The sequence below is a fragment of the Mesorhizobium tianshanense genome (assembly GCF_007830515.1).
In the GTDB taxonomy this organism is placed as follows: domain Bacteria; phylum Pseudomonadota; class Alphaproteobacteria; order Rhizobiales; family Rhizobiaceae; genus Mesorhizobium; species Mesorhizobium tianshanense.
The window spans coordinates 56,983-77,839 of sequence record NZ_VLKT01000039.1; the positions used below are offsets into that span (position 1 = coordinate 56,983).

The 20,857-nt window shown below is 64.1% G+C and carries 20 protein-coding genes; 19 read left to right on the plus strand and 1 reads right to left on the minus strand.

Features of this window, described 5'->3' with window-relative positions; translation table 11 throughout:
• Positions 1-22 precede the first annotated feature (22 nt).
• From IQ26_RS26730 to IQ26_RS26765, 8 genes are all read left to right on the plus strand, one after another.
• Positions 23-1,564, plus strand: coding sequence for a sugar ABC transporter ATP-binding protein (locus tag IQ26_RS26730; protein ID WP_145721373.1), 1,542 nt, complete (start codon positions 23-25; stop codon positions 1,562-1,564).
• On the plus strand, positions 1,561-3,633 hold the full coding sequence (locus IQ26_RS26735; RefSeq protein WP_145721374.1) for an ABC transporter permease: 2,073 nt from the start codon (positions 1,561-1,563) through the stop codon (positions 3,631-3,633). Before IQ26_RS26730 ends, IQ26_RS26735 begins: the two co-directional genes overlap by 4 nt.
• 14 nt (positions 3,634-3,647) lie before the next feature.
• On the plus strand, positions 3,648-4,454 hold the full coding sequence (locus tag IQ26_RS26740) for an SDR family oxidoreductase (protein WP_145721375.1): 807 nt from the start codon (positions 3,648-3,650) through the stop codon (positions 4,452-4,454).
• Between the two features lie 10 nt (positions 4,455-4,464).
• Positions 4,465-5,412: a 3-hydroxyacyl-CoA dehydrogenase gene (locus IQ26_RS26745; RefSeq protein WP_145721376.1), complete on the plus strand. Its 948-nt coding sequence runs from the start codon at positions 4,465-4,467 to the stop codon at positions 5,410-5,412.
• Positions 5,409-6,371 (plus strand): 3,5-dioxohexanoate:acetyl-CoA acetone transferase, encoded by a 963-nt coding sequence (gene kce / locus IQ26_RS26750; RefSeq protein ID WP_145721377.1) that lies wholly within the window; start codon positions 5,409-5,411, stop codon positions 6,369-6,371. Before IQ26_RS26745 ends, kce begins: the two co-directional genes overlap by 4 nt.
• A gap of 45 nt (positions 6,372-6,416) precedes the next feature.
• A complete protein-coding gene (locus IQ26_RS26755; RefSeq protein ID WP_145721378.1) occupies positions 6,417-7,295 on the plus strand; it encodes an SMP-30/gluconolactonase/LRE family protein in 879 nt (292 codons plus the stop codon).
• Positions 7,296-7,435: 140 nt separating this feature from the next.
• Complete coding sequence (locus tag IQ26_RS26760; protein WP_145721379.1) at positions 7,436-8,647, plus strand: acyl-CoA dehydrogenase family protein; 1,212 nt, start codon at positions 7,436-7,438, stop codon at positions 8,645-8,647.
• A 30-nt stretch (positions 8,648-8,677) separates the two neighbouring features.
• Positions 8,678-9,715 carry a phosphotransferase family protein gene (locus IQ26_RS26765; RefSeq protein WP_145721380.1) on the plus strand — a complete coding sequence of 346 codons (1,038 nt, stop codon included), beginning with the start codon at positions 8,678-8,680 and terminating at the stop codon, positions 9,713-9,715.
• 72 nt (positions 9,716-9,787) lie between these two features.
• Here the strand turns inward: IQ26_RS26765 and IQ26_RS40570 are convergent, their stop codons facing one another.
• Complete coding sequence (locus IQ26_RS40570) at positions 9,788-10,069, minus strand: hypothetical protein (RefSeq protein ID WP_240547251.1); 282 nt, start codon at positions 10,067-10,069, stop codon at positions 9,788-9,790.
• A 172-nt stretch (positions 10,070-10,241) separates the two neighbouring features.
• On the opposite strand from IQ26_RS40570, the gene IQ26_RS26775 reads away from it, so the two are divergent.
• The 11 genes from IQ26_RS26775 (at position 10,242) to IQ26_RS26825 (ending at position 20,353) form a co-directional block, all read left to right on the plus strand.
• Positions 10,242-11,462: a helix-turn-helix domain-containing protein gene (locus IQ26_RS26775; RefSeq protein WP_145721382.1), complete on the plus strand. Its 1,221-nt coding sequence runs from the start codon at positions 10,242-10,244 to the stop codon at positions 11,460-11,462.
• 9 nt (positions 11,463-11,471) lie between these two features.
• Positions 11,472-12,140: a Vgb family protein gene (locus IQ26_RS26780; protein ID WP_145721383.1), complete on the plus strand. Its 669-nt coding sequence runs from the start codon at positions 11,472-11,474 to the stop codon at positions 12,138-12,140.
• 369 nt (positions 12,141-12,509) lie between these two features.
• Positions 12,510-13,226, plus strand: coding sequence for a GntR family transcriptional regulator (locus IQ26_RS26785; RefSeq protein WP_145721384.1), 717 nt, complete (start codon positions 12,510-12,512; stop codon positions 13,224-13,226).
• Positions 13,226-14,320, plus strand: coding sequence for an LLM class flavin-dependent oxidoreductase (locus tag IQ26_RS26790; protein ID WP_145721396.1), 1,095 nt, complete (start codon positions 13,226-13,228; stop codon positions 14,318-14,320). The genes IQ26_RS26785 and IQ26_RS26790 overlap by 1 nt, the downstream gene beginning before the upstream one ends.
• Complete coding sequence (locus IQ26_RS26795; protein WP_145721385.1) at positions 14,320-14,865, plus strand: flavin reductase family protein; 546 nt, start codon at positions 14,320-14,322, stop codon at positions 14,863-14,865. The genes IQ26_RS26790 and IQ26_RS26795 overlap by 1 nt, the downstream gene beginning before the upstream one ends.
• Before the next feature lie 94 nt (positions 14,866-14,959).
• Positions 14,960-15,937: a TRAP transporter substrate-binding protein DctP gene (gene dctP / locus IQ26_RS26800; protein ID WP_145721386.1), complete on the plus strand. Its 978-nt coding sequence runs from the start codon at positions 14,960-14,962 to the stop codon at positions 15,935-15,937.
• A 60-nt stretch (positions 15,938-15,997) separates the two neighbouring features.
• The gene (locus IQ26_RS26805) at positions 15,998-16,510 is read left to right on the plus strand and encodes a TRAP transporter small permease (RefSeq protein WP_145721387.1); all 513 of its coding nucleotides are present in this window, start codon (positions 15,998-16,000) and stop codon (positions 16,508-16,510) included.
• Between the two features lie 3 nt (positions 16,511-16,513).
• Entirely contained in the window at positions 16,514-17,824 is a 1,311-nt protein-coding gene (locus tag IQ26_RS26810; protein ID WP_145721388.1) for a TRAP transporter large permease, read from the plus strand.
• 20 nt (positions 17,825-17,844) lie between these two features.
• Entirely contained in the window at positions 17,845-18,570 is a 726-nt protein-coding gene (locus tag IQ26_RS26815) for a hypothetical protein (protein WP_240547250.1), read from the plus strand.
• Between the two features lie 43 nt (positions 18,571-18,613).
• Entirely contained in the window at positions 18,614-19,372 is a 759-nt protein-coding gene (locus IQ26_RS26820) for an HpcH/HpaI aldolase family protein (protein WP_145721389.1), read from the plus strand.
• A gap of 24 nt (positions 19,373-19,396) precedes the next feature.
• A complete protein-coding gene (locus tag IQ26_RS26825) occupies positions 19,397-20,353 on the plus strand; it encodes a C-terminal binding protein (protein WP_145721390.1) in 957 nt (318 codons plus the stop codon).
• Positions 20,354-20,857 lie beyond the last annotated feature (504 nt).

The following is a 20,857-nucleotide window of genomic DNA, read 5'->3' on the forward strand; positions in this document are numbered from 1 at the left end:
GGGCGGTCGGGAATCGGGAATTATGAACGCAACAGCGCATTTGACTGCTGTCGGCATAGAGGGCGTCCGCAAGGCGTTCGGCGCCACAATCGCCCTCGACGGCGTTTCCTTCGAGATCGCATCGGGCAGCGTGCACGCCCTGCTCGGCGAGAACGGCGCCGGCAAGTCCACGCTGGTCAAGCTGCTCTCGGGACTGGTGCGGCCCGACGAGGGGCAAATTACCATCCTGGGCCAACCGGCGCCGCTCGGCTCGCCGCGCGCCGCGCATGCCAAAGGCGTGCAGACAGCCTTCCAGGAAATGACCCTGGTCCGCGATCTCAGCGTTCTCGACAATATCCTGCTGCCCTACGCGCCTGTCGGTCCGATCGGCCTGATCAGGCAGTCCGCCGCGCGCAAGGCGGTCCGCAAGCACATTCTGGATCTCGGGCTCTCGGTCGATCTGGACGCCGAGGTGGCGACGCTCGATCTTGCCGTCCGGCAGAAGATCGAGATCGCGCGCGCCGTCTACCGCAAGCCGCGCATCCTCCTGCTCGACGAGCCGACTTCGACCTTGTCGGGCGGCGACGTCGAATGGCTGGGCGGTATCATCGCGCGGCTGAAGGCGGCCGGTACGACGGTGGTGTTCATTACCCATCGCATGCGCGAGGTGCGGGCCTTCTGCGACACGCTGACCATCCTCAGAAACGGCCGTCATATCGTCACCGCGCCGGTCGCCGATGTCTCGGATGGAGAGGTGATCGAAAAGATCATCGGCCGCAGCATCGCCCAGACCTTTCCGCCGAAACCCGAAAGCGAGGCCGTCTTCGGTCCGCCGGTGCTCGGCGTGCGCGATCTCAAGGCCGGGAGAAAGCTAGACGGCGTCAGCTTCGACCTGCGCAAGGGCGAGATCCTCGGCATTGCGGGGCTTCAAGGCATGGGACAGCTTGACCTGTTCTTCGCTTGCTTCGGCATGGCCGAGATCGAACGCGGCCATGTCGTGGTCGACGGCCGCAAGGTGTGGCTCGGCTCGCCGGCCGATGCGCTCAAGCCCAATATGGCGATCGGGCTGGTGCCGGAGGACCGCAAGACCGAGGGCCTGTTCCTGAAACTCCCGGGCCGGCAGAACGCATCGCTGCCGGTCGTCGCGCGCTTCACGCGGTTTGGCCTGATCCGGGAGGACAAGGAAGCACGCGCCGTGCAATCCGCCTTTTCGACAGTCGAGGTCGACCGCCGCGCCATGTGGACGAGGGCAGGGGCGTTTTCGGGCGGCAACCAGCAGAAGATCGCCATCGCGAAATGGCTGGTCGCCGAAAGCCGCATCCTGCTGCTCTTCGACCCTACCCGCGGCATCGACGTCGGCACCAAGCACGAGCTCTATGTGATGATGCGCGACTATGTGGCGGCCGGCGGCTCGATCCTTCTGCATTCGACCGAAATTCCCGAACTCGTCCATCAATGCGACCGGGTGCTCGTCCTCTACGACGGCCGGTTGGTGGCGGAGCTTGCGGGCGAGGATATTTCCGAAAGTGCGATCATGAGGCCGGCGCTGGGCCATGGCGATGCGGTTCGAGAGGCGGCTGAATGAGCGCGATCAGTTCCCCCGCCGGCGCGCCGGCCGGAACCTTGTCGCGGCTCCTGTCGCGGCACAGCGGTGCGATCATCGCCGCGGTCGTCTTCGCGGCGCTTTTGCTCGTCGTCGATCTGGTCAGCGCCGGGCGGCTCACCTATTTCGACATTTCGTTCCTCTCGAGCGGCGGCGCGACCTCGGCGCTGGCGGCAATCGGCCAGACCCTGGTCATCCTGTCCGGCGGCTTCGACCTGTCCGCCGGTGCGGTGATCTCGCTGGTCAACGTCGTCCTGGCGACGGGCATGGATCCGATGGCGACCGGTTCGAGCGTTGTCCTGTGGACGCTGCTGGGAATTGGCGTCGGCATGTCGGTCGGCGCCTTCAACGGCTTTTTCATCGCCGTCCTGCGCATGCAACCGATCGTCGTCACGCTGTCGACCATGTTCATCCTGCAAGGCATCACGTTGCTGGTCATGGACAAGCCGGGCGGCTTCGTCTCGCCCGATCTTGGCGCCTTCTATCTCGGCGATGCGGTCGAGGGCTGGCTGCCGATGCCGCTGGTGGTGATCGCCGTCGTCCTGCTCGCCTGGTTCTGGCTGAAGGGGACGCGCTTTGGGACGGCTCTCTATGCGGTCGGCAGCGATCCGGATGCGGCTGCCTCCGTCGGTGTGCGCGTCGTTCTCGTCCGCTTCCTCGTCTATGTCGTTGCCGGCGGCTGCTACGGGCTTGCGGGCGTCTTCATCAGCGCCCAGACCGGCAGCGGCGATCCGCTCGTCGGCAACCCGCTGCTGTTGTCGATGTTTGCGGCGGTCGTCGTCGGCGGCACGAGGCTGGGCGGCGGGCAGGGCGGGCCGGTCGGCACCGTGTTCGGCGCCTACATTCTGATGATGGTCGTCAACATCCTGCTCGTGCTCAACGTCTCGGCCTATTATTCGACCATCGCCGAGGGCACGATCCTGATCCTTGCGGTGCTTGCCGGCTCGCTGTCGCATGGCTCCGTTCTGGCTCGCCAGTTCCGCGCCGCGCGGGCGCGGCTGGCCGCGTGGCGCGCCGAAATGCTGCCGTCGCAGATCGATCGCATCGACCGGCGGCTGAGGATCGCGCGGGACAGCGCCGGCGACCAGCCGGTGCCGCGACCGCCCTTCCACGTCCGCAATGCCGAGACGCTGCGCTATGCCGCGCCGGCCTATGTCTGCCTGGCCGTTGTCGTGATCGTCACCCAGATCTGGCTCGGACGCGCCGTCTTCAACATCACCTACTGGAATTCGCTATTCGTGCTGTCGAGCTTCCTCGCCATCCTCGCACTGGGGCAAGGCAGCGTGATCCTCACCGGCGGGCTCGACCTGTCGGTGCCGTGGACGATCGGCCTTTCGGGCATCCTCCTTGCCGGCATGGTCAACGGGTCGGACGCGGCACTTGTCTATGCGCTGCCGGCGGTCCTGGTCATTGCCAGCCTCGTCGGGCTGGCGAACGGCATCGGCATCGTCTTCCTCGGCATCTCGCCGATCGTGATGACGCTGGCCACCAACGGCATTCTGCAAGGCTTTGCCCTTCTCTATTCGCAGGGCACGCCGGCCGGCTTCTCCTCGCCGATGCTGCGCTGGTTCATGACCGGCAAGATATTTGCCATGACGCCGGTGGTGCTGTTCATGATCGCCTTTGTCGTCTTCGCCGTGCTGCTGCTCGGCCGCACCGCCTTCGGCCGCCGCGTCTACGGCATCGGCAACAGCCTGCGCGCGGCCCAGCTGTCCGGCATCGCCGTCGGGCGCACGCTGATCCTGGTCTACATACTGTCGGCAGTCTGCGCGGCGATCGTCGGCATCATGCTCACCGGCTTTTCGGGGCAGGCGAGCCTGGGCATGGGCGACGACTATCTTTTGCCGTCGATCGCCGTTGTCGTGGTCGGCGGCGCGCTGATCACCGGCGGGCGCGGTCACTATCTCGGCATGCTCGGCGGCGTGCTGCTGCTCACGGCGCTGCAGATGCTGCTGGCCGGCACCACGCTTCCCTATGCCACAAGGGCAATTCTTTATGGGCTGGTCGTTCTGGGCGCTGTCATGGCGTTGCGCGAACGGCGGCTGCAATGAGAAAGGACAGGACGATGAGTAACGCGGCACCGTTATCGGCGGACGATTTTCTGACCGGGCTGAAGGGGCAGCGCGTCCTGGTGACGGCGGGGGCCGGCGGCATCGGCTTGGCCATTGCCGACACGCTGTCGCGGCTCGGCGCGCGCATCGTCGTCTGCGACGTTTCCGACGAGGCGCTGGCCGCTGCGCCGGACAAGGTCGCGCTCGTCGCCGCGGTCAAGGCCGATGTCTCGCGCGAAGACGACGTCGACCGGCTGTTTGAGACCGTGAAGGAAAAGCTCGGCGGGCTCGACGCGCTGATCAACAATGCCGGCATCGCCGGGCCGACCGGTGGCGTCGACGAAATCGATCCGGCGGACTGGCGGCGCTGCATTGACGTCTGCCTGACCGGCCAGTTCCTCTGCGCCCGGCGCGCCGTGCCGCTGATCAAGGCGGCGGGCGGCGGTTCGATCGTCTCGATGTCGTCCGCGGCCGGTCGCCATGGCTACGCTTTCCGCACGCCCTATTCGGCGGCCAAGTTCGGCGTCATTGGTTTCACGCAAAGCCTCGCCAAGGAACTCGGGCCGCACGGCATAAGGGTCAACGCCATCCTGCCCGGCATCATCGAGGGACCGCGCATCGACAAGGTCATCGCCGATCGGGCCAAGCAGCTTGGCGTGTCGAACGAGGAGATGACGGAGCGCTATCTCCAGAACATCTCGTTGCGCCGCATGACCAGCCCCTATGACGTCGCCTCGATGGTCGCCTTCCTGCTGTCCGACGCGGGCATCAACATTTCCGGCCAGTCGCTCGGCGTCGACGGCAATGTCGAAACGCTTTGAGGAACGGACCATGACCAAGGTAGCAATTGTCGGCAGCGGGTTCATCGGACGGGCCTGGGCGATCAGCTTCGCCCGCGCCGGCCATGATGTGCGGATGTGGGACCAGTCGCCGGCCGCGGCGGGCGGTGCGCACGATTACATCGCAGGCGTGCTGGGCGACCTCGCCGCGAACGATCTGCTGCGGGGACAGGCGATCGACGCCGTGCTTGGTCGCATCGCTGTCGTTGCGGAGCTGGAAGAAGCGCTGGCCGATGCGGCCCATATCCAGGAGAACACGCCGGAAAATCTCGACGTGAAGCGCGAGGTGTTCTCTCTGATCGATGCACTGGCTGGTCCGCAAGCGGTGATCGCCAGTTCCACCTCGGCGTTGCTGCCGTCGAAATTCACCGACCATCTGCAAGGGCGGCACCGCTGCCTGGTCGTGCATCCGATCAATCCGCCCTATCTCATCCCGGCCGCGGAAGTCGTGCCGGCGCCATGGACCTCCACTGAGACGATCGAAAGGACCCGCGCCTTCCTGGTCGCTGCAGGTCATGCGCCGCTGGTGATGAAGCGCGAACTCGACGGCTTCATCATGAACCGCCTGCAGGGCGCGCTGCTGGAGGAGGCCTTTCGCCTTGTCGCCGACGGCTATGCCAGCGTCGAGGATGTCGATATCGGCATCCGCGACGGGCTGGCGCTGCGTTGGTCGTTCATGGGTCCGTTCGAGACGATCGACCTCAATGCGCCGGGCGGCGTGCGCGACTATGTCGAGCGCTATCAGACGATCTATTCGAACATTTTCCCGCAGATGCTGCGCCGCGTCGACTGGGCGGGCGAGGTCATGGCAACCGTCGAGGCCGACCGCCGCAAGCGGCTGCCGCGGGAAGAACTCGGCGAACGGCAGGTCTGGCGCGACCGCCGGCTGATGGCGCTGGCGGCGCACAAGAGAAAATCGGATCAGGAGTTCGGACAATGACGGAAACGAACCGCAAGCCCAGCGCTGCGCAGACCAAAGGCAAGGTGATTATCACCTGTGCGGTGACAGGGGCGATCCACACGCCGACCATGTCGCCCTATCTGCCGATCACGCCGGACCAGATCGCCTCCGAGGCGATCGCGGCAGCGGAGGCAGGTGCCGCGATCCTGCACCTGCATGCCCGTGATCCGGAGACCGGCAAGCCGGACCAGACGCCGGCAGCATTCGCCCGCTTCCTGCCGCGCATCAAGCAGGCCACCAATGCTGCCATCAACATCACCACTGGCGGCAGCCCCTACATGAAGGTCGAGGAGCGCGTGCGCCCGGCCGCCGAGTTCAAGCCTGAGGTCGCTTCGCTCAACATGGGCTCGATCAATTTCGGGCTCTATCACCTGGTCGACAAATACGAGACCTTCAAGTTCGACTGGGAAAAGCCGCATCTGGAAGCGACGCGCGACCTTGTCTTCCGCAACTCGTTTAGGGATATCGAGTACATACTTGCGACCTGCTACGACAACGGTACGCGCTTCGAGTTCGAGTGCTACGACATCGCCCATCTCTACAATCTCTCGCACTTCGCCGATCGTGGGCTGGTGAAGCCGCCCTTCTTCGTGCAGTCGGTGTTCGGGCTGCTTGGCGGCATCGGCACGCATCCTGAAGACGTCGCCCATATGAAGCGCACCGCCGACCGGCTGTTCGGCGACCAGTTCCGTTGGTCGGTGCTCGGTGCCGGCGCCAGCCAGCTTCGCATTGCCGCGCAGTCGGCAGCCCTTGGCGGCAACATCCGCGTCGGGCTCGAAGACAGTCTTTGGGCCGGCAAGGGTAAGCTTGCCAAATCGAACGCCGAACAGGTGGTGCTTGCCCGCAAGATCATCGAAGGCCTCGGCATGGAAGTGGCGACGCCCGACGAGGCACGCGAAATTCTGTCATTGAAGGGCGGCGACAAGGTCGCGTTCTGAGGCGGCTCGCCCATCGCCGCACGGTGCCAAACAGAGGAGGACGGCATGAAGATCGAAGTCGTGGTGGACGTGAAGACCACACTGGGCGAAGGCCCATTGTGGGATGTCGAACAGGAGCGCCTCTACTGGATCGACAGTTTCGACGGGCGCGTGTTTCGGGCGACCGCCGACGGTCGCGAGATCCGTTGCTGGGATGTGCCGATGAAGATCGGCTCGATGGCGCTGCGCAAGGACGGCAACGGCGCGGTGGTTTCGCTTCAACGCGGCTTCCATCTGCTCGATTTCGCCACCGGCGAGGTGACGCTGATCCACGATCCGGAACCGGACAAGCCGATGAACCGGCTCAATGACGGTAAGGTCGACCGGCGCGGCCGCTTTTTCGCCGGATCGATGGATACGATGGAAGAGGGCCCGTCCGGCGGCCTCTACCGGCTCGATCCTGACTTCACCGTCACCAGGATCGACTCCGGCATCATCTGTTCCAATGGCCCATGCTGGAGCCCCGACGATCGCACCTTCTATTTCGCCGATACCTGGAACGGCGAGATCTGGGCCTACGACTACGACATCGCGACCGGTGCCGCCAGCAACCGGCGCACCTTCGTCCGCGTCGACACCAGCCGGGGCGGCGCCGCCGATGGATCGACCGTCGATGCCGAAGGCTTCCTCTGGAATGCCCTCGTCTACGACGGCCGGCTGGTGCGTTATGCGCCCGACGGCAGCGTCGATCGCATCATCGACATGCCCGTCAAGAAAATCACCAGCGTCATGTTCGGTGGACCGAAGCTCGACACACTCTACGTGACCTCAATGGCAAAACCGCCGCTGCCGCGCTTCCCTGGCGATGGGGTCCTGCGCGGCAGCCTGTTCGCAATAACCGGTCTCGGGATCAAAGGCGTTGCCGAACCGCGCTTCGCCGGATGACGGCGGCTGCAAAAGGGGATAGAGGCCAATGGAGGAAACGAGCGCTCGCTCGATTTTCTTGACGATGGCCAATACTTTTCGGCGATCTCGTCCAAAGAGGTCGATGGCGGCCACCTCGTTTCATCGCTGAGAGGTTGTCCATGAATTTCGACATTCCCACCCGCACCGAGGATTACCGCGTCCGCATTGCCGACTTCGTCGAGCGCGAGATCCTGCCGCTCGAAGCCGACAAGATGTCCTATGACGCGCATGGAAATATCGCCTTGCCGTTGCTGGAAGGGCTTCGCGCCAAGGCGCGAATGGCGGGCCTGTGGTGCCTGCAGCTCAAGCCAGAAACCGGCGGCGCCGGTCTCGGCAAGATGGACATGGCGGTCTGCTACGAGGAGATGAACCGGTCGATCTTCGGACCCGTGGTGTTCAATTCGGCAGCGCCCGACGATGGCAACATGATGGTTCTGGAGGCGCTCGGCACGCCGGCGCAGAAGGAAAAATGGCTGAAGCCGATCGTCGAGGGCAAGGTGCGCTCGGCCTTTGCCATGACTGAACCGCACCCCGGCGGCGGCTCGGATCCCTCGATGATCATGACGCGTGCGGAGCGGCGCGGCGACAGATATGTGGTGATCGGCCGCAAATGGTTCATCACCGGCGCGGAGGAGGCCAGCCATTTCATTCTGATCGCGCGAACCTCGGACGATCCGCGCCATGGCCTGTCGGCCCTGATGTTCCACAAGGATCAACCAGGCTGGCGCATCCTGCGCCGCATCGAGATCATGGGCCCGGAGGAGCATGGCGGGCATTGCGAGCTGGAATTCGATGGGCTCGAAATCCCTGTCGAAGACATGCTGGTCGGCGAGGGCAGGGGCATGAAGGTGACGCAGGTCCGGCTCGGCCCGGCGCGACTTACCCACTGCATGCGCTGGCTCGGATTGTCCAAGCGCTGCGTCGAGATCGCGCGCGCCTACGCTGCCGAGCGCTACGGTTTCGGCCAGCGCCTCGCCGACCGCGAAAGCGTCCAGCTGAAGCTCGGCGACCTCGCCATGCGCATCGAGATCGGCCGCATCCTGGTGATGAAAGCTGCGTGGGAGCTGGACCGCGGCCGCTTTGCCCGCAAGGAAGTGTCGATGGCCAAGGTCCAGGTCGCCAATGTGCTGCATGACGCGGCCGATGTGGCGATCCAGATCAATGGTGCGCGTGGTTATTCCAAGGACACGGTGCTCGAATGGATCTACCGCTATGCTCGCCAGGCGCGGCTGGTCGACGGTGCCGATGAGGTCCACAAGATGGTGCTGAACCGTTTCCTCGACGAGGAAGAGAGGGGCTTCTGGCGCTGGAATGTCGAAGGCGAGGCATAAAAGACGCGCGGTGGCGTCTCGGGAGGAAAGATGGCGCAGCCGTCGAATGCGGATTTCGATCCTGCCGCACTGAAGGGGTTTCTCGCGAACCGCTTCGGCGACGCCGCAATGACGATCGAGCGGATCGGCGGCGGACAGTCCAACCCCACCTACTTCGTTGACTATGGTGCGCATCGCATGGTGCTGCGCAAGAAGCCGGCCGGGCCGATCCTGCGCGGGGCGCATGCCGTCGACCGCGAATTCCGCGTGCTTGAAGCGCTCGCACCGACCAACGTCCCGGTGCCCGGGCCGGTGCTCTATCACGACGGTGTCGAGCCGCTCGGCACGCCCTTCTACCTGATGGAGCGGCTGGACGGCCGCGTCTTCCACGACTGTTCGCTGCCTGGCCTTTCGCCAGCGGAGCGACGCGGCATCTATTTCGGCATGGCCGAAGCGATGGCCAAATTGCATGCCGTCCACCCCGACGAGGTCGGTCTCGGCGACTACGGCCGGCCCGGCGACTATTTCGAGCGCCAGATTGGCCGCTGGACCAGGCAACTCAGGGAATCGCCGAGCGACAGAATTCCGGCACTTGAAGCGGTCGCCGACTGGCTGCCGCGGCACGTGCCGGCGGATGACGGACGCGTGTCGATCGCGCATGGCGACTTCCGCCTCGGAAATCTGTTGTTCCATCCCGCGAAGCCGGAGGTGATCGGCATTCTCGATTGGGAGCTGTCGACGGTCGGCCATCCGCTCGCCGATCTCGGCTTTTGCTCGATGACCTGGCATTCGACCCCGGACGAATATGGCGGCATCCTCGGCCTCGATCATGCTGCACTCGGCATCCCCAGCCAGCGCGAATTCCTCGACCATTATTTCGCGCATTCCGTGCCCACTGCGCCTTTGGAACGCTTCCACCTCGTTTTCTCGCTGTTCCGTTTCGCGGTGATCTTCGTCGGCATCGCCGATCGGGCGCGGGCAGGCAGCGCGGCGTCGGCCGATGCCGCCAGCAAGTGGCCTCTCGCCGGCCGCTTTGCCATACGCGCTCAAGAGATCATCCAAGGGGCAAGACCCTGGAGCGCCGCCTGAGGGGTCGCCAACCGCGCAGAGTTCGGCTGGACTTCGCGTGCGCATGATGTGTGTCGCGCGGCGAACGCCGGATCACGATCGGCGGGCAGCGCTTCGTCGGCCGGCAACCAGCTTCAGCCAAGGCGCTAAATGGAAGGCGCTCATCAGCAAGTACATCATGACCATTCCATTCAGCGGTGACGCATCCGGCGCGGCCGAGCAGATCATGTCCGCACCACCGGTAACTGTCGTCAGCAGCGCCATGATTGCGAATGTTGGCGCGGCCGCCAAGGATAGCAGATCGGTGGCGCCGAGCGTGGCCGCGTTGCCGCTTCCTGCACAGGCATCCGCAATTTCATGCCGAGCGGCAATCATCGTGCTGGACCTCCCGGGGAAATCGCCTGTCATCGCTCTTCTCCTTCGTGTCCTGCGTCGTTTCACACCGTATCGATACGGCGCGTTTCGATACGATGCGCTGGTTGTTGGTCCTGAGATAGATTAGGACCGGACATCGAATGGTGAGAGTGACAAGTGTGACGGGATTCCGATGGACTCGCTGATCACCGCCGCGGCGCGCGCACTCGCGGCAGGTGATCCCCTCGGCGCTTTGAAGCGGGTCGCCCTGCGTGACGATGCGCCCGCGCTTGCGCTGCGCGGCATCGCGATGGCGCAGCTCGGCGATCTCGTTCGAGCAAAGGCTCTCCTCAAGAGTGCCGCGCGCGCCTTCGGTCCGAAAGAGGCCGTGGCCCGCGCGAGGTGCGTCGTCGCCGAAGCCGAGATCGCACTCGTCTCGCGCGACCTCGGCTGGCCGGCGAAAGCACTCGACGCTGCGCGGGCAACGCTTGAAAAGCACGGCGACCGCATAAATGCCGCGCATGCGCGCAATCTCGAGGTCCGGCGCCTGCTCCTGATCGGCCGCCTCGACGAGGCCGAGCGCACGCTTGCCGGGTTCGACCCCGCACCGCTCCCGCCCGCGTCGAGAGTCGCCCACGAACTGGCGGTCGCGGGAGTAGCGATGCGCCGTCTCCAGACGAAAGCGGCGCGCGCCGCGCTAGCTCGGGCCGAGCACGCCGCGCGTGACGCCCATATCCCCGCGCTGACAGCCGAGGTTGAAAGCGCATCCCTCGTGATGAACACGCCCGCGGCGCGCCTGATCGCGCGTGGCGAGGAGCGCCCACTTCTGCTCGATGACGTAGAAGCACTGCTGGCCTCAGGGGCGCTCGTCGTAGATGCGTGCCGCAATGTCGTGCGGGTCGCGGGCACGGTCGTCTCGCTCGCGACGCGCCCGGTCTTGTTCGCGCTTGCCCGCGCGCTGGGCGAAGCCTGGCCCGCAGACGTGCCGAGGAGCACGCTCGTCGCCCGCGCCTTCGGCGGCAAGCACGCCGATGAATCGCATCGCGCCCGGTTGCGGGTCGAAGCCGGGCGGCTTCGCGTGGAGCTGCGGTCGCTGGCGGATGTGAGCGCGACCAAGCGAGGCTTTGCGCTTAAGCCGCGCTGCGCACGCGATCTCGCGGTGCTGGCGCCGCCCGTCGACGAGCAGCATGCCGCGGTGCTCGCCTTCCTCGCCGACGGCGAGTCGTGGTCGAGCTCTGCCCTGGCGATTGCGCTTGGAGCCAGCCCGCGCACCGTGCAGCGGGCGCTCGAGCAGCTTGCCGCGGCAGGCAAGGTGCAGTTTTATGGTCGCGGGCGAGCGCGTCGTTGGATGACCCCGCCCGTGCCGGGATTCCCGACAATCTTGTTACTCCCAGGTCCGCTGCCGGGTGACTAGGATAGAAGCATGAAACGATCTGCAGCCGAAATCCTCCGCGAATATGGCCCCTTTCCGGGCGCCGACAAGGTGAATGGGGTTACGTTCGACGGCGAGCACGTGTGGTTCGCGTCCGGGGACAGACTGAACGCCTTCGATCCCGCGAGCGGGAAGACGGTGCGCTCGATCGATGTCGCCGCGCACGCAGGAACGGCCTTCGACGGCCAGCACCTTTATCAGATCGCCGAAGATCGCATCCAGAAGATCGATCCGAAGACCGGCCAGGTGCTGGCCACGATCTCGGCGCCTGGCGGCGGCGGTGACTCGGGGCTCGCATGGGCCGAAGGGGCGCTCTGGGTGGGGCAGCATCGCGGCCGGAAGATCCATCAAATCGATCCCCAGACCGGGGCAGTTCTTCGCACCATCGAATGCAACCGCGTCGTCACCGGGGTCACCTGGATCGACGGCGAGCTCTGGCACGGCACCTGGGAAGGTGACGAGAGCGACGTCAGGCGAATAGATCCTGAAACGGGAAAGGTCCTGGAGAAGCTCGAGATGCCGCCTGGAACAGGCGTGTCGGGTCTCGAGTCCGATGGCGGCGATCAGTTTTTCTGCGGCGGTGGAAACAGCGGCAAGGTGAGAGCCGTCCGCCGACCCCGCAGCGGCTCCGAAGCCCCCGTAGATCCCACGAGCAAGTAACTGAAGCGGCCCTCGCGGGCCTCCGCCCGACGAACCGTCCGCTTGGACCGGCCAGCAGACCAGGTGCCATCGACGTGGCGGGCTGGATCGCTGAGCTCTTGGCCAGCCGATCGCCCATCACTTCGCCTTCGCTTTTCATGGCAGTGGCCCAGATAGCGCCGTTGCGCGGCCGCCCTCCGGGTCGCGGAAATCAAAACAGTATACATTATAGACTTAAAATATCTTGCAAGACGACCCAGCCTATGCTCCAGTTGCGCCGGGAACACAGCTGGCAGGTCGAATTCCACCGCCATGCGGCTGCACTCAAACGGGACGACCGCGAGAACACAGCCGTAACGATATACGAAATCTTCGCATGAGAAGGCGTGGATGACGGAACCGATCGAGTTCAAACGGATTGGCGAGGGCAACCTGCGTGCCCAGGTCTATCATCAGGTCCGCCTGACCATACAGCGCGGCGAACTGGCGCCTGGCCAGAAGCTCGTCGATGTCGATATCGCCGCCCAGCTTGGCATTTCCAGAATGCCTGTCCGCGACGCGTTGATGCAACTGGTGCATGAAGGCTATCTGGTCGGCACGACACGCGGTTTCACATTGCCCACGCTGACCGCGACGGATATCTCCAACATCTTCGAAGTCCGCCGCCTGCTCGAACCGCGGGCCGCCGCGCATGCCGCCCGCACACTTGACGCCGCTGGCCTCAAGACGCTGGCAGCCGCGCTTCAGGAGGCAGAAGCCGCCGCCACCACCGGCGATGCCGACCTCTTTTTCCAGGCCAATTCGGCATTCAGGAATTGTTGGCTCGGTGCTGTCGAGAACGATCGCCTTTCACAAACGATTGCCCGGTTCGCCGATCACGTGCTCGTCGTCCGGTTAAAGACGCTGTCTCACCAGCCGACGCAGGCCGTCATCGTGGCCGGCATGCGCGCCATCTACGAGGCGTTCGTCAGGCGCGACGCTGTCGCGGTCTACGACCGGATGACCCACTTCATTCAGAACGCCGAGGAGCGTTTCATGAAGCTGAGTCCACCGTCGCAACAGTTCGACGATGAAGCTGCGAGCATCCGGCGGCGGGGAAAATCATGATCAGAAAGCAGCATCCGCTGAAAGGTCCGAACAGGTTCAAGCTCGGTGTCTTCTCGATGAACGCCGATGGCGGCCTGGCAATGACCACCGTTCCCGAGCGCTGGCGCGCCCGCTGGGAAGACAACCTCAATTCTGCCGGCATCGCCGATCGCGCCGGCCTGGAGTTTCTGCTGCCGATCGCGCGCTGGCGCGGCTTCGGCGGTTTGACGCATGTGCGGGAATGGTCGTTCGAGACTTTCACCTGGGCGGCGGGTCTTGCCGTCGCCACGCAGAACATCGGTCTGTTCATGACGGTGCATGTGCCGCTGGTTCATCCGCTGCAGGCTGCAAAAGCGCTGGCGACGGTCGACCACATCTCCAATGGGCGCGCCGGTTTGAACATTGTCTGCGGCTGGAACCCGGACGAGTTCGCCATGTTCGGGCAGACCGTCGGCGACCGGACCTACGATCAGGCCGAAGAATGGATCAACATCATCGTGCGTGCCTATCAATCTAGGGAGCCGTTCGACTTCGGCGGCGAGTTCTATGATTTGAAGGGGGTCGTCAGCCGCCCGCCAAGCCTGCAGGCGCCGCGCCCGGTGACCATGAACGCCGCCTTCGGCGCGCCGGGGCGCAATTATGCGGCGCGCCACTGCGACTATCTGTTCTCGACTTTTTCCGAAATTGCCGATGGCCGCGCGCATGTGGTCGACATCACCAACCGCGCGGCTGAAGTCGGACGCGAAGTCGGCGTCTACACCGTCTGCCACGTCGTCTGCCGGGAGACCCAGCAGGAAGCCGAGGACTATTACCGGCACTACGCGCTTGAATGCGCGGACGAGGGCGCCGTCGACGAGCATATGCGCAAGAAGAAGGAATTCGCCAACTCGCATGACGCAAAGGCCTTCACCGAATACCGGCAAAGGTTCGCCGGCGGTGCTGGGACGTTCCCGCTCATCGGCACGCCGGAAAAGATCGTCGATGATCTCACCAAGATCATGGACCAGGGTTATTCCGGCGCCGCTCTCACATTCGTCAACTACACCTACGAATTGCCCTTCTTCTGTGATCGCGTGCTGCCGCTGATGCGCCAGGCCGGGCTTCGAGTAAATTGATGCCGGCGGCTGCCAGTCCGACAACATGGGTGCATGAGCACGACGCCATCAATCCGCGCGCCTTCAAGCAGGCGATGCGGGCCGTGGCGGGGTCGGTCGCCATCCTCGCGTCGGAGCACGGCGAGATCGGCTTTTGCGGCATCACGGCGACAGCCGTCTGCTCATTCAGTGCCGAGCCGCCTTCGCTTCTGGCTTGCGTCAACCGCGGTAGCACCTTTGCCTCGGCCATTCGCGAAGGCTTGCCCTTTTCCGTCAATCTTCCTGCCGGCGACCAGGAGAATGTTGCGCGTGCCTTCGGCGGCATGACCAAAGCCAAGGGCGTCGCACGGTTCTCGTCCGGGTCATGGGTGCGCGGCGAAACCGGCGCGCCCTTGCTTGTCGGCGCGCGGGCGACGTTCGAATGCCGGTTGGCCGAAATCATCGTGCGGGCATCGCACATGATCGTGATCGGCATCGTCTCGGGGGTCGCGCTGGACCGCGCTGACCGATCGCCGGTCTTCTACGCGCATGGACGGTTCGTGACAGTAGGAGATGAGGCCAACTAACTGCCGTTCACGCGGCGGCGTGGCGATTGCAATTTCAGATCGGCCCGATCATGGGGCCCGATCATAGGCGAAATGATCTAGAGGGAGTACGGCAATGCGCATTTGGAAATCCCTTGTTCTGGCTGCACTCATGTCGGGTGCAGCGGGTATCGCCGCGGCCGAGGAGGTTGTCCTCAACGCCGTGCATTTTACACCGACGCAGAACGGCTACGCACAGAGTTTCCTGAAGTTCGTTCAGAAGGTGAACGAAAAGGGCAAAGGCGTTGTCCAGATCAATGTGCGTGGCGGGCCGGAGGTCATTCCGCCGATTCAGCAGGGCGCGGCACTCAAGAGCGGCCTGATCGACCTGATCGACACGCCGGCAGGTCAGTTTCTGGAGCTCGTTCCCGAAGGCGAGGTTTTCTCCGCATCGACCAAGACGCCTTGGGAGGTTCGCGAGAATGGCGGCTGGGATTTCATCAGCGGAATTTTCGAGAAGAAGGCCAATGCCCATCTGCTGGCGCATGTCGATGCGGGCTCGGGCTTCAACATCTTTACCATCGACGAACCCAAGCTCGATGATGAGGGCAGCATTGACTGGAGCAGTCTGAAGATCCGGTCGTCGCCGCTCTATCGCGATTTCCTTGAATCGTTGGGCGCAACCGTGATCGTGCAGGCGCCGGGAGACGTATACACCTCGCTTGAGCGCGGCGTCGTCAATGCCAACGCCTACACGGTGTTCGGCTATGCGTCCTTCGGCTGGGACAAATTCACCAAATACCGCGTCGACCCGCAATTCTTCAAAACCGACGTGCTGGTCTCGATCAACAAGGCGAAATGGGACACGCTTTCGCCCGAGGCGCAGAAGCTGCTTGCCGACACTGCCGTCGAATACGAGCGAGAGAGCTACGACGCCAATCTTGCCGAGTCTGAAAAGCAGGCACAGGCGATGATCGACGGCGGGCAGAAGGTGGTCGGCTTGACCGGCGCCGGCCGCGACAAATTCTTGGCGGCCGCCGCGCAGGCGAGCTGGGCAAGAATGACCGAACGCGATCCCACCAACATCGAACAGCTGAAGAAATTCTTTCAGTAATCCAGTGGGAGGGCGCTTCTGCGCGCGCTCCCGTCAAGGGTGGCATGAGGGCCGTCGGGCATGGACAAGTTGTTTGCAGCGATCGGGAAGCTGAGCCTTGCGCTCGCAGCGGCGGCAAAGGTGGTGCTTGGCCTGATCATTGTCGCCGTGGTCGCCGATGTGTGCGTCCGCAATCTGGGCTTGAGACCGCTTGCCTGGGCGGTGTCCGCGACGGAATACGGGCTGCTCTACGCGGCTTTTCTGCCGATGCCCTGGCTGGTCCACAGCAAAGGCCATGTCTTCGTCGAGTTCCTGCGCAAGGCGCTGCCTGTGCGGGCTCGGGCGGTGCTTGGAAAGCTGGTGTATCTCGCCTGCATCGGCGTTTGCCTCTACCTTGGCAGCGTCGCCTTGTCGTCCCTCATAACAGCTGTGTTGGGCGGCGAATATGAGACGCGCAGCTTCGACATGCCGAAATGGCTGGTCTTGCTGCCCATCGCGCTCGCCTTCTACCTCTCGGCGCTGGAATGGCTCAGATACCTGCTCGGCCTTGACACGCTGTACACGCTCGATCCTTTGGAAATGGAAGGGCTCTGACCGATGGCCTGGCTGTTTCCATTCGCCGTGCTTGTCGGCGCCATCCTCGTATTGATGGGCCTTGGGCTGCCGGTCGCCTTCGCGTTCTTCGTCACCAATGTGATCGGGCTGTATTTGTTCTTCGGCGGTTCGATCGGCGTGACGCAGATGGTCGCCAACTTCTCCGACGCCGTCTCGACCTATGCGTTGGCCCCTCTGCCGATGTTCCTCGTCATGGGCAGCCTGTTCTTCCGCTCGGGCCTTGGCGAGAAAGTCATCTACGCGCTCGACCTGTGCATCGGCAATCTGCGGGGACGTCTTGCCTATGTCGTGCTTGCCGCCGGCACGATCTTTTCTGCGCTGTCAGGCTCGAGCCTCGCCAATACCGGCATGATGGGCTCGCTGATGGTACCCGAGATGCTGAAACGGGGCTACAAGCCGCACATGGCCTACGGACCGGTGCTTGGCGCCGGAAGCCTTGCCGTTATCATCCCGCCGTCCTCGCTGGCTGTCTTGCTCGGCTCGCTGGCCCAGATCGACGTTGGCGCGCTGCTCATCGCCGGTGCTCTGCCTGGACTGCTTCTCGTTGTCATGTATGCGACCCTGATCCTCGCACAGACGAAGATCGACCCGGACGCTGCTCCGCACTATCCAGTGCCAGCCGTTCGTGCGGCCGAGAAGGTGAGGGCGGTTGCGGTCAACATCATTCCGATGAGCGTCATCGTGTTCATGGTGGTCGGCACGATCATCCTTGGAATAGCGACACCGACGGAGTCGGCGGGGCTCGGATGCGCTGCCGTCGTCGCGTTGCTGCTCGCCTACCGAAGGTTCAGCTGGTCGGTTGTCTGGAAGTCGCTGGACGATGCGATGAAGGTCACGGGTATGACCTTCCTCATCATCTCGGCTTCGACAACGTTCTCGCAGATATTCGCCTTCTCCGGGGCGTCGAGCGGCTTTATCCAGTTCATCGTGGGCTACGATTTTGGACCGTATTCCATGCTGTTCCTGATGGTGCTCGTCATCCTGCTGCTCGGCATGTTCATGGATCAGGTCTCGATGATGCTGATCACGCTGCCGATCTTCCTGCCGATCGCCCAGCAGTTCGGGTACGATCCCGTATGGTTCGGGCTGATTCTGCTGCTCGCCTATGAGGTCGGCTTCACCACGCCGCCGTTTGGTCTGCTGCTGTTCATCATGATCGGTGTTGCGCCGAAAGGCACCTCGCTCAAAACGGTTGCCATGTCGGCGGCGCCCTACATCGCGCTGGCCCTCCTGCTGATCCTGCTGATTGTCGTCTTTCCGCGGATCGCCCTCTTCCTTCCGAACTTGATCTAGCCGAACGAGCAGGTGTCCAGATGCGCTTTGCCTATCTCGCTTTCTTCCACGACGACCGCCAGGAAAACCTGGCCATCGCCCATGAAGACGTTGACGCGGTGCGGCGCGTGATCGCGACGACGCCGGGCCTTGCGCTTGCAAACATCTATCTGCCTGAAGTGGCGACGGACATGTTCAACAAGGATGGCCCACCGCCGGTCTTCGGCTTCCAACTCTATTTCCACGAGTTGGCGGACATGGAGGCGGCGCTCGCGCCCTCCGGCCATCTGCAGGCGCTTGCCGCACCGGGCGTGCTGTCGAGCATTTCCGGGTCGAGGCCGACGCAGCAGGCAATGTGCGTGCGTCCGTTTCCCGTCGATGATGCCGGCGTCAAGACGCCTGCCGGCGGGCTTCCCTGCAGTTACCTTGTCCACTATCCCGGGCCGGCCGAGGACATGAATGGCTGGCTCTACCACTACGTGACGCATCATCCGCAATTGATGCGGGGTTTCCCAGGCATCCGCCACATCGAGGTTCTGTCGCGGCTGGACTGGTGCGGCTCGCTGCCGTGGCCGCGGGTCGACCATATGCAGCGCAACCGGGTCATGTTCGACAGTCCTGCGGCGTTGGCGCACGCACTGCAATCGCCGGCACGGCTGGAGATGCACGCCGACTACCAGACCTTCCCGCCCTTTTCAGGCGGCAGCCGGCATTTCCCGATGTCGACGGAAGCCGTGCATCCCTTGCCCCCGCCCATCGCAGCGTAGCGCGAACAGTTTTCGCCGTCGCCGAAAAATTCCTGGAGATTTCATGTACGACTTTCGGAAAAAATGTGTCTCTCTCGATCGCCTCATTGGCACCTTCTGCGCCATCCCGCATCCGGTGGCGGTCGAAGTGACGGCCGCAAGCGGGGTCGATTTCCTGTGCATCGACTGGGAGCATTCGCAGATTGGCCGCGAACGGATCGAGGATCTGATCCGCGCCGCCGACGTCCACAAGGTTCCTGCGATGGTGCGTGTGCCGGGCCACACGCCGGAGTGGATCGCGGCCGCGCTCGACGCCGGCGCGTCAGGCGTCCTGGTGCCGCGCATCTCGACGGCCGAGCAGGCGCGCATGGCGGTCATGGCCAGCCGTTACCCGCCTGCCGGCGCACGCGGCGTCGGCCCAGGCCGTGCCGCCGGCTATGGCTACAGGATTCCGGATTACCTCAAGTCGGCCAACGAGACCCTGGCGGTTGCGATCCAGGTCGAGACGGCCGAAGGCCTCGCCAACATCGACGACATTGTCCAGGTCGACGGCGTCGACGTGATCTTCATTGGCCCCGGCGACCTGTCGGTCTCGATCGACGCCATGGGGCCGGCCGGCCAGGACAGGCTCAATGCCGCGATCGTCAGGATCGCGGCTGCGGCGCGCGCGGCCCACAAGGCCGTCGGCATCTTTCGCCCTTCGGCGGATGATATCGGCAAATGGTCGAAACACGGCATCAGCTTCTACATGCTGGCCAGCGACACGATGTTCCTCGGCGCCGGCCTTGCCGCCGGCGCCGCCTCCGCGCGCAGCGCCTCATAGCAAGAGTTTGGGCAAGAGTTTGGCATGAAAATAATCAAGACCGACGGCGTGTTGTCAGTCGAGGAAGAGCAGCTGCGCTACCTCGCCGGCTTGAACGCCGAGTTCGTCGAAAAAACGCTTCTCACAGAGGATGCCCTGATAGAACAATGCCGTGACGCCGATGCATTGATGATATTGCGGGAGCCGATCACGGCCCGCGTGCTGGCGGAGCTGAAGCACCTCAAGGTCATCGGACGGTTCGGCGTAGGGCTAGACTCGATCGACGTCGAGGCCGCCAGCCGTGCTGGTGTTCAGGTAACCTACGTGCCGGACGCCAATCTGGTGGAGGTCAGCACGCATGCCATGGCGCTGATCCTGGCCCTGACGCGCAGGCTGAAACAGTTCGACAGCGCAGTGCGCGCCGGCCGCTGGGCTGCAATGACCGACGGCGCCGGCATCACGCGGCCGGACAGGCAGATTCTCGGCCTGATCGGCTTCGGCCAGATCGGACGGCTGACTGCCGAGCGGGCGCGGGTCTTCGGCTATCATGTCATCGCCTACGACCCGCACACGCCGGCGGAGCGCATTACGGCCGGCGGCGCCGAGCCGGTCGGTTTCGATGAGCTGCTAGCCAGGGCCGACATCGTCTCGCTGCACGTTCCCGCGACACCGGAGACCAGAAACATCATGTCGGCTGAGGCCCTGTCGCGCATGAAGCAAGGGGCGATCCTCGTCAACGTGTCGCGTGGCGGCCTGGTCGACGAGGTCGCGCTGGCGGATTTGATCCGGCGCCACCATTTGGCGGGCGCCGGCATCGACACATTCGAGCAGGAGCCGCCTTCGCCCGACAATCCGCTGCTGGCGCTGGACACCGTCCTGGTCAGTCCACACGCGGCGCACTACTCGACCCAGTCTTACGCCGAGGTTCGCAACAAGGTGTTTGCCGATGTCGCATCGGTCCTGCGCGGCGACAAGCCGGTCTATCCAGTCAACCGGGTATGACCAATTTCTCGAAGTCGGCGCCGCCCTCATCCGCCTGCTTCCGAGGGACCCAAGTCCTGCAAACCCGGCGTTCGCAGGGGCAATGGGCGGCGCAAACTGAAGCGACTCTCTCGCAACTGCGGGTAGTTTCACCTTGACAGGTGACGGCAGTTATGCTGGGAATTTATTCAGGGTGCTGATTTGCGCCAGCGACCCGCCGCAGAGGCGGGTTTTTTGTGTGTGCCGAGCATGATCGACAGCTTGGAGGTGTAAGTCCTCTACCCAGCCTGATGGCGGCGAAGGGTTAGCGAAGCGCAAGGGCGTCGTCGCAAGGCGGGGTCTGAAGGAAGCGTGGAGCAAACCCGCGACCCGATGGACAAGAACCGGATACGAGGCCTACCCGGCCGGACGAGCGGGCACATGACCGCGAAGTCCATGGTCATCAAGGACCGGGGTGGTAAATCCGGCGGGTGTGCGGGGAAGGCGGTCGATCTTACCTCGGGAGATCTGTGCCGTGTCCGGAAT

Coding starts and splice junctions, on each gene's coding strand:
- IQ26_RS26760 (WP_145721379.1), top strand. CDS start 7,436: ATGAATTTCGACATTCCCACCCGCACCGAGGATTACCGCGTCCGCATT.
- kce (WP_145721377.1), top strand. CDS start 5,409: ATGACGGAAACGAACCGCAAGCCCAGCGCTGCGCAGACCAAAGGCAAG.
- IQ26_RS26810 (WP_145721388.1), top strand. CDS start 16,514: ATGGCCTGGCTGTTTCCATTCGCCGTGCTTGTCGGCGCCATCCTCGTA.
- dctP (WP_145721386.1), top strand. CDS start 14,960: ATGCGCATTTGGAAATCCCTTGTTCTGGCTGCACTCATGTCGGGTGCA.
- IQ26_RS26795 (WP_145721385.1), top strand. CDS start 14,320: ATGCCGGCGGCTGCCAGTCCGACAACATGGGTGCATGAGCACGACGCC.
- IQ26_RS26785 (WP_145721384.1), top strand. CDS start 12,510: ATGACGGAACCGATCGAGTTCAAACGGATTGGCGAGGGCAACCTGCGT.
- IQ26_RS26765 (WP_145721380.1), top strand. CDS start 8,678: ATGGCGCAGCCGTCGAATGCGGATTTCGATCCTGCCGCACTGAAGGGG.
- IQ26_RS26780 (WP_145721383.1), top strand. CDS start 11,472: ATGAAACGATCTGCAGCCGAAATCCTCCGCGAATATGGCCCCTTTCCG.
- IQ26_RS26775 (WP_145721382.1), top strand. CDS start 10,242: ATGGACTCGCTGATCACCGCCGCGGCGCGCGCACTCGCGGCAGGTGAT.
- IQ26_RS26815 (WP_240547250.1), top strand. CDS start 17,845: ATGCGCTTTGCCTATCTCGCTTTCTTCCACGACGACCGCCAGGAAAAC.
- IQ26_RS26740 (WP_145721375.1), top strand. CDS start 3,648: ATGAGTAACGCGGCACCGTTATCGGCGGACGATTTTCTGACCGGGCTG.
- IQ26_RS26825 (WP_145721390.1), top strand. CDS start 19,397: ATGAAAATAATCAAGACCGACGGCGTGTTGTCAGTCGAGGAAGAGCAG.
- IQ26_RS40570 (WP_240547251.1), bottom strand. CDS start 10,069: ATGATTGCCGCTCGGCATGAAATTGCGGATGCCTGTGCAGGAAGCGGC.
- IQ26_RS26735 (WP_145721374.1), top strand. CDS start 1,561: ATGAGCGCGATCAGTTCCCCCGCCGGCGCGCCGGCCGGAACCTTGTCG.
- IQ26_RS26820 (WP_145721389.1), top strand. CDS start 18,614: ATGTACGACTTTCGGAAAAAATGTGTCTCTCTCGATCGCCTCATTGGC.
- IQ26_RS26755 (WP_145721378.1), top strand. CDS start 6,417: ATGAAGATCGAAGTCGTGGTGGACGTGAAGACCACACTGGGCGAAGGC.
- IQ26_RS26730 (WP_145721373.1), top strand. CDS start 23: ATGAACGCAACAGCGCATTTGACTGCTGTCGGCATAGAGGGCGTCCGC.
- IQ26_RS26745 (WP_145721376.1), top strand. CDS start 4,465: ATGACCAAGGTAGCAATTGTCGGCAGCGGGTTCATCGGACGGGCCTGG.
- IQ26_RS26805 (WP_145721387.1), top strand. CDS start 15,998: ATGGACAAGTTGTTTGCAGCGATCGGGAAGCTGAGCCTTGCGCTCGCA.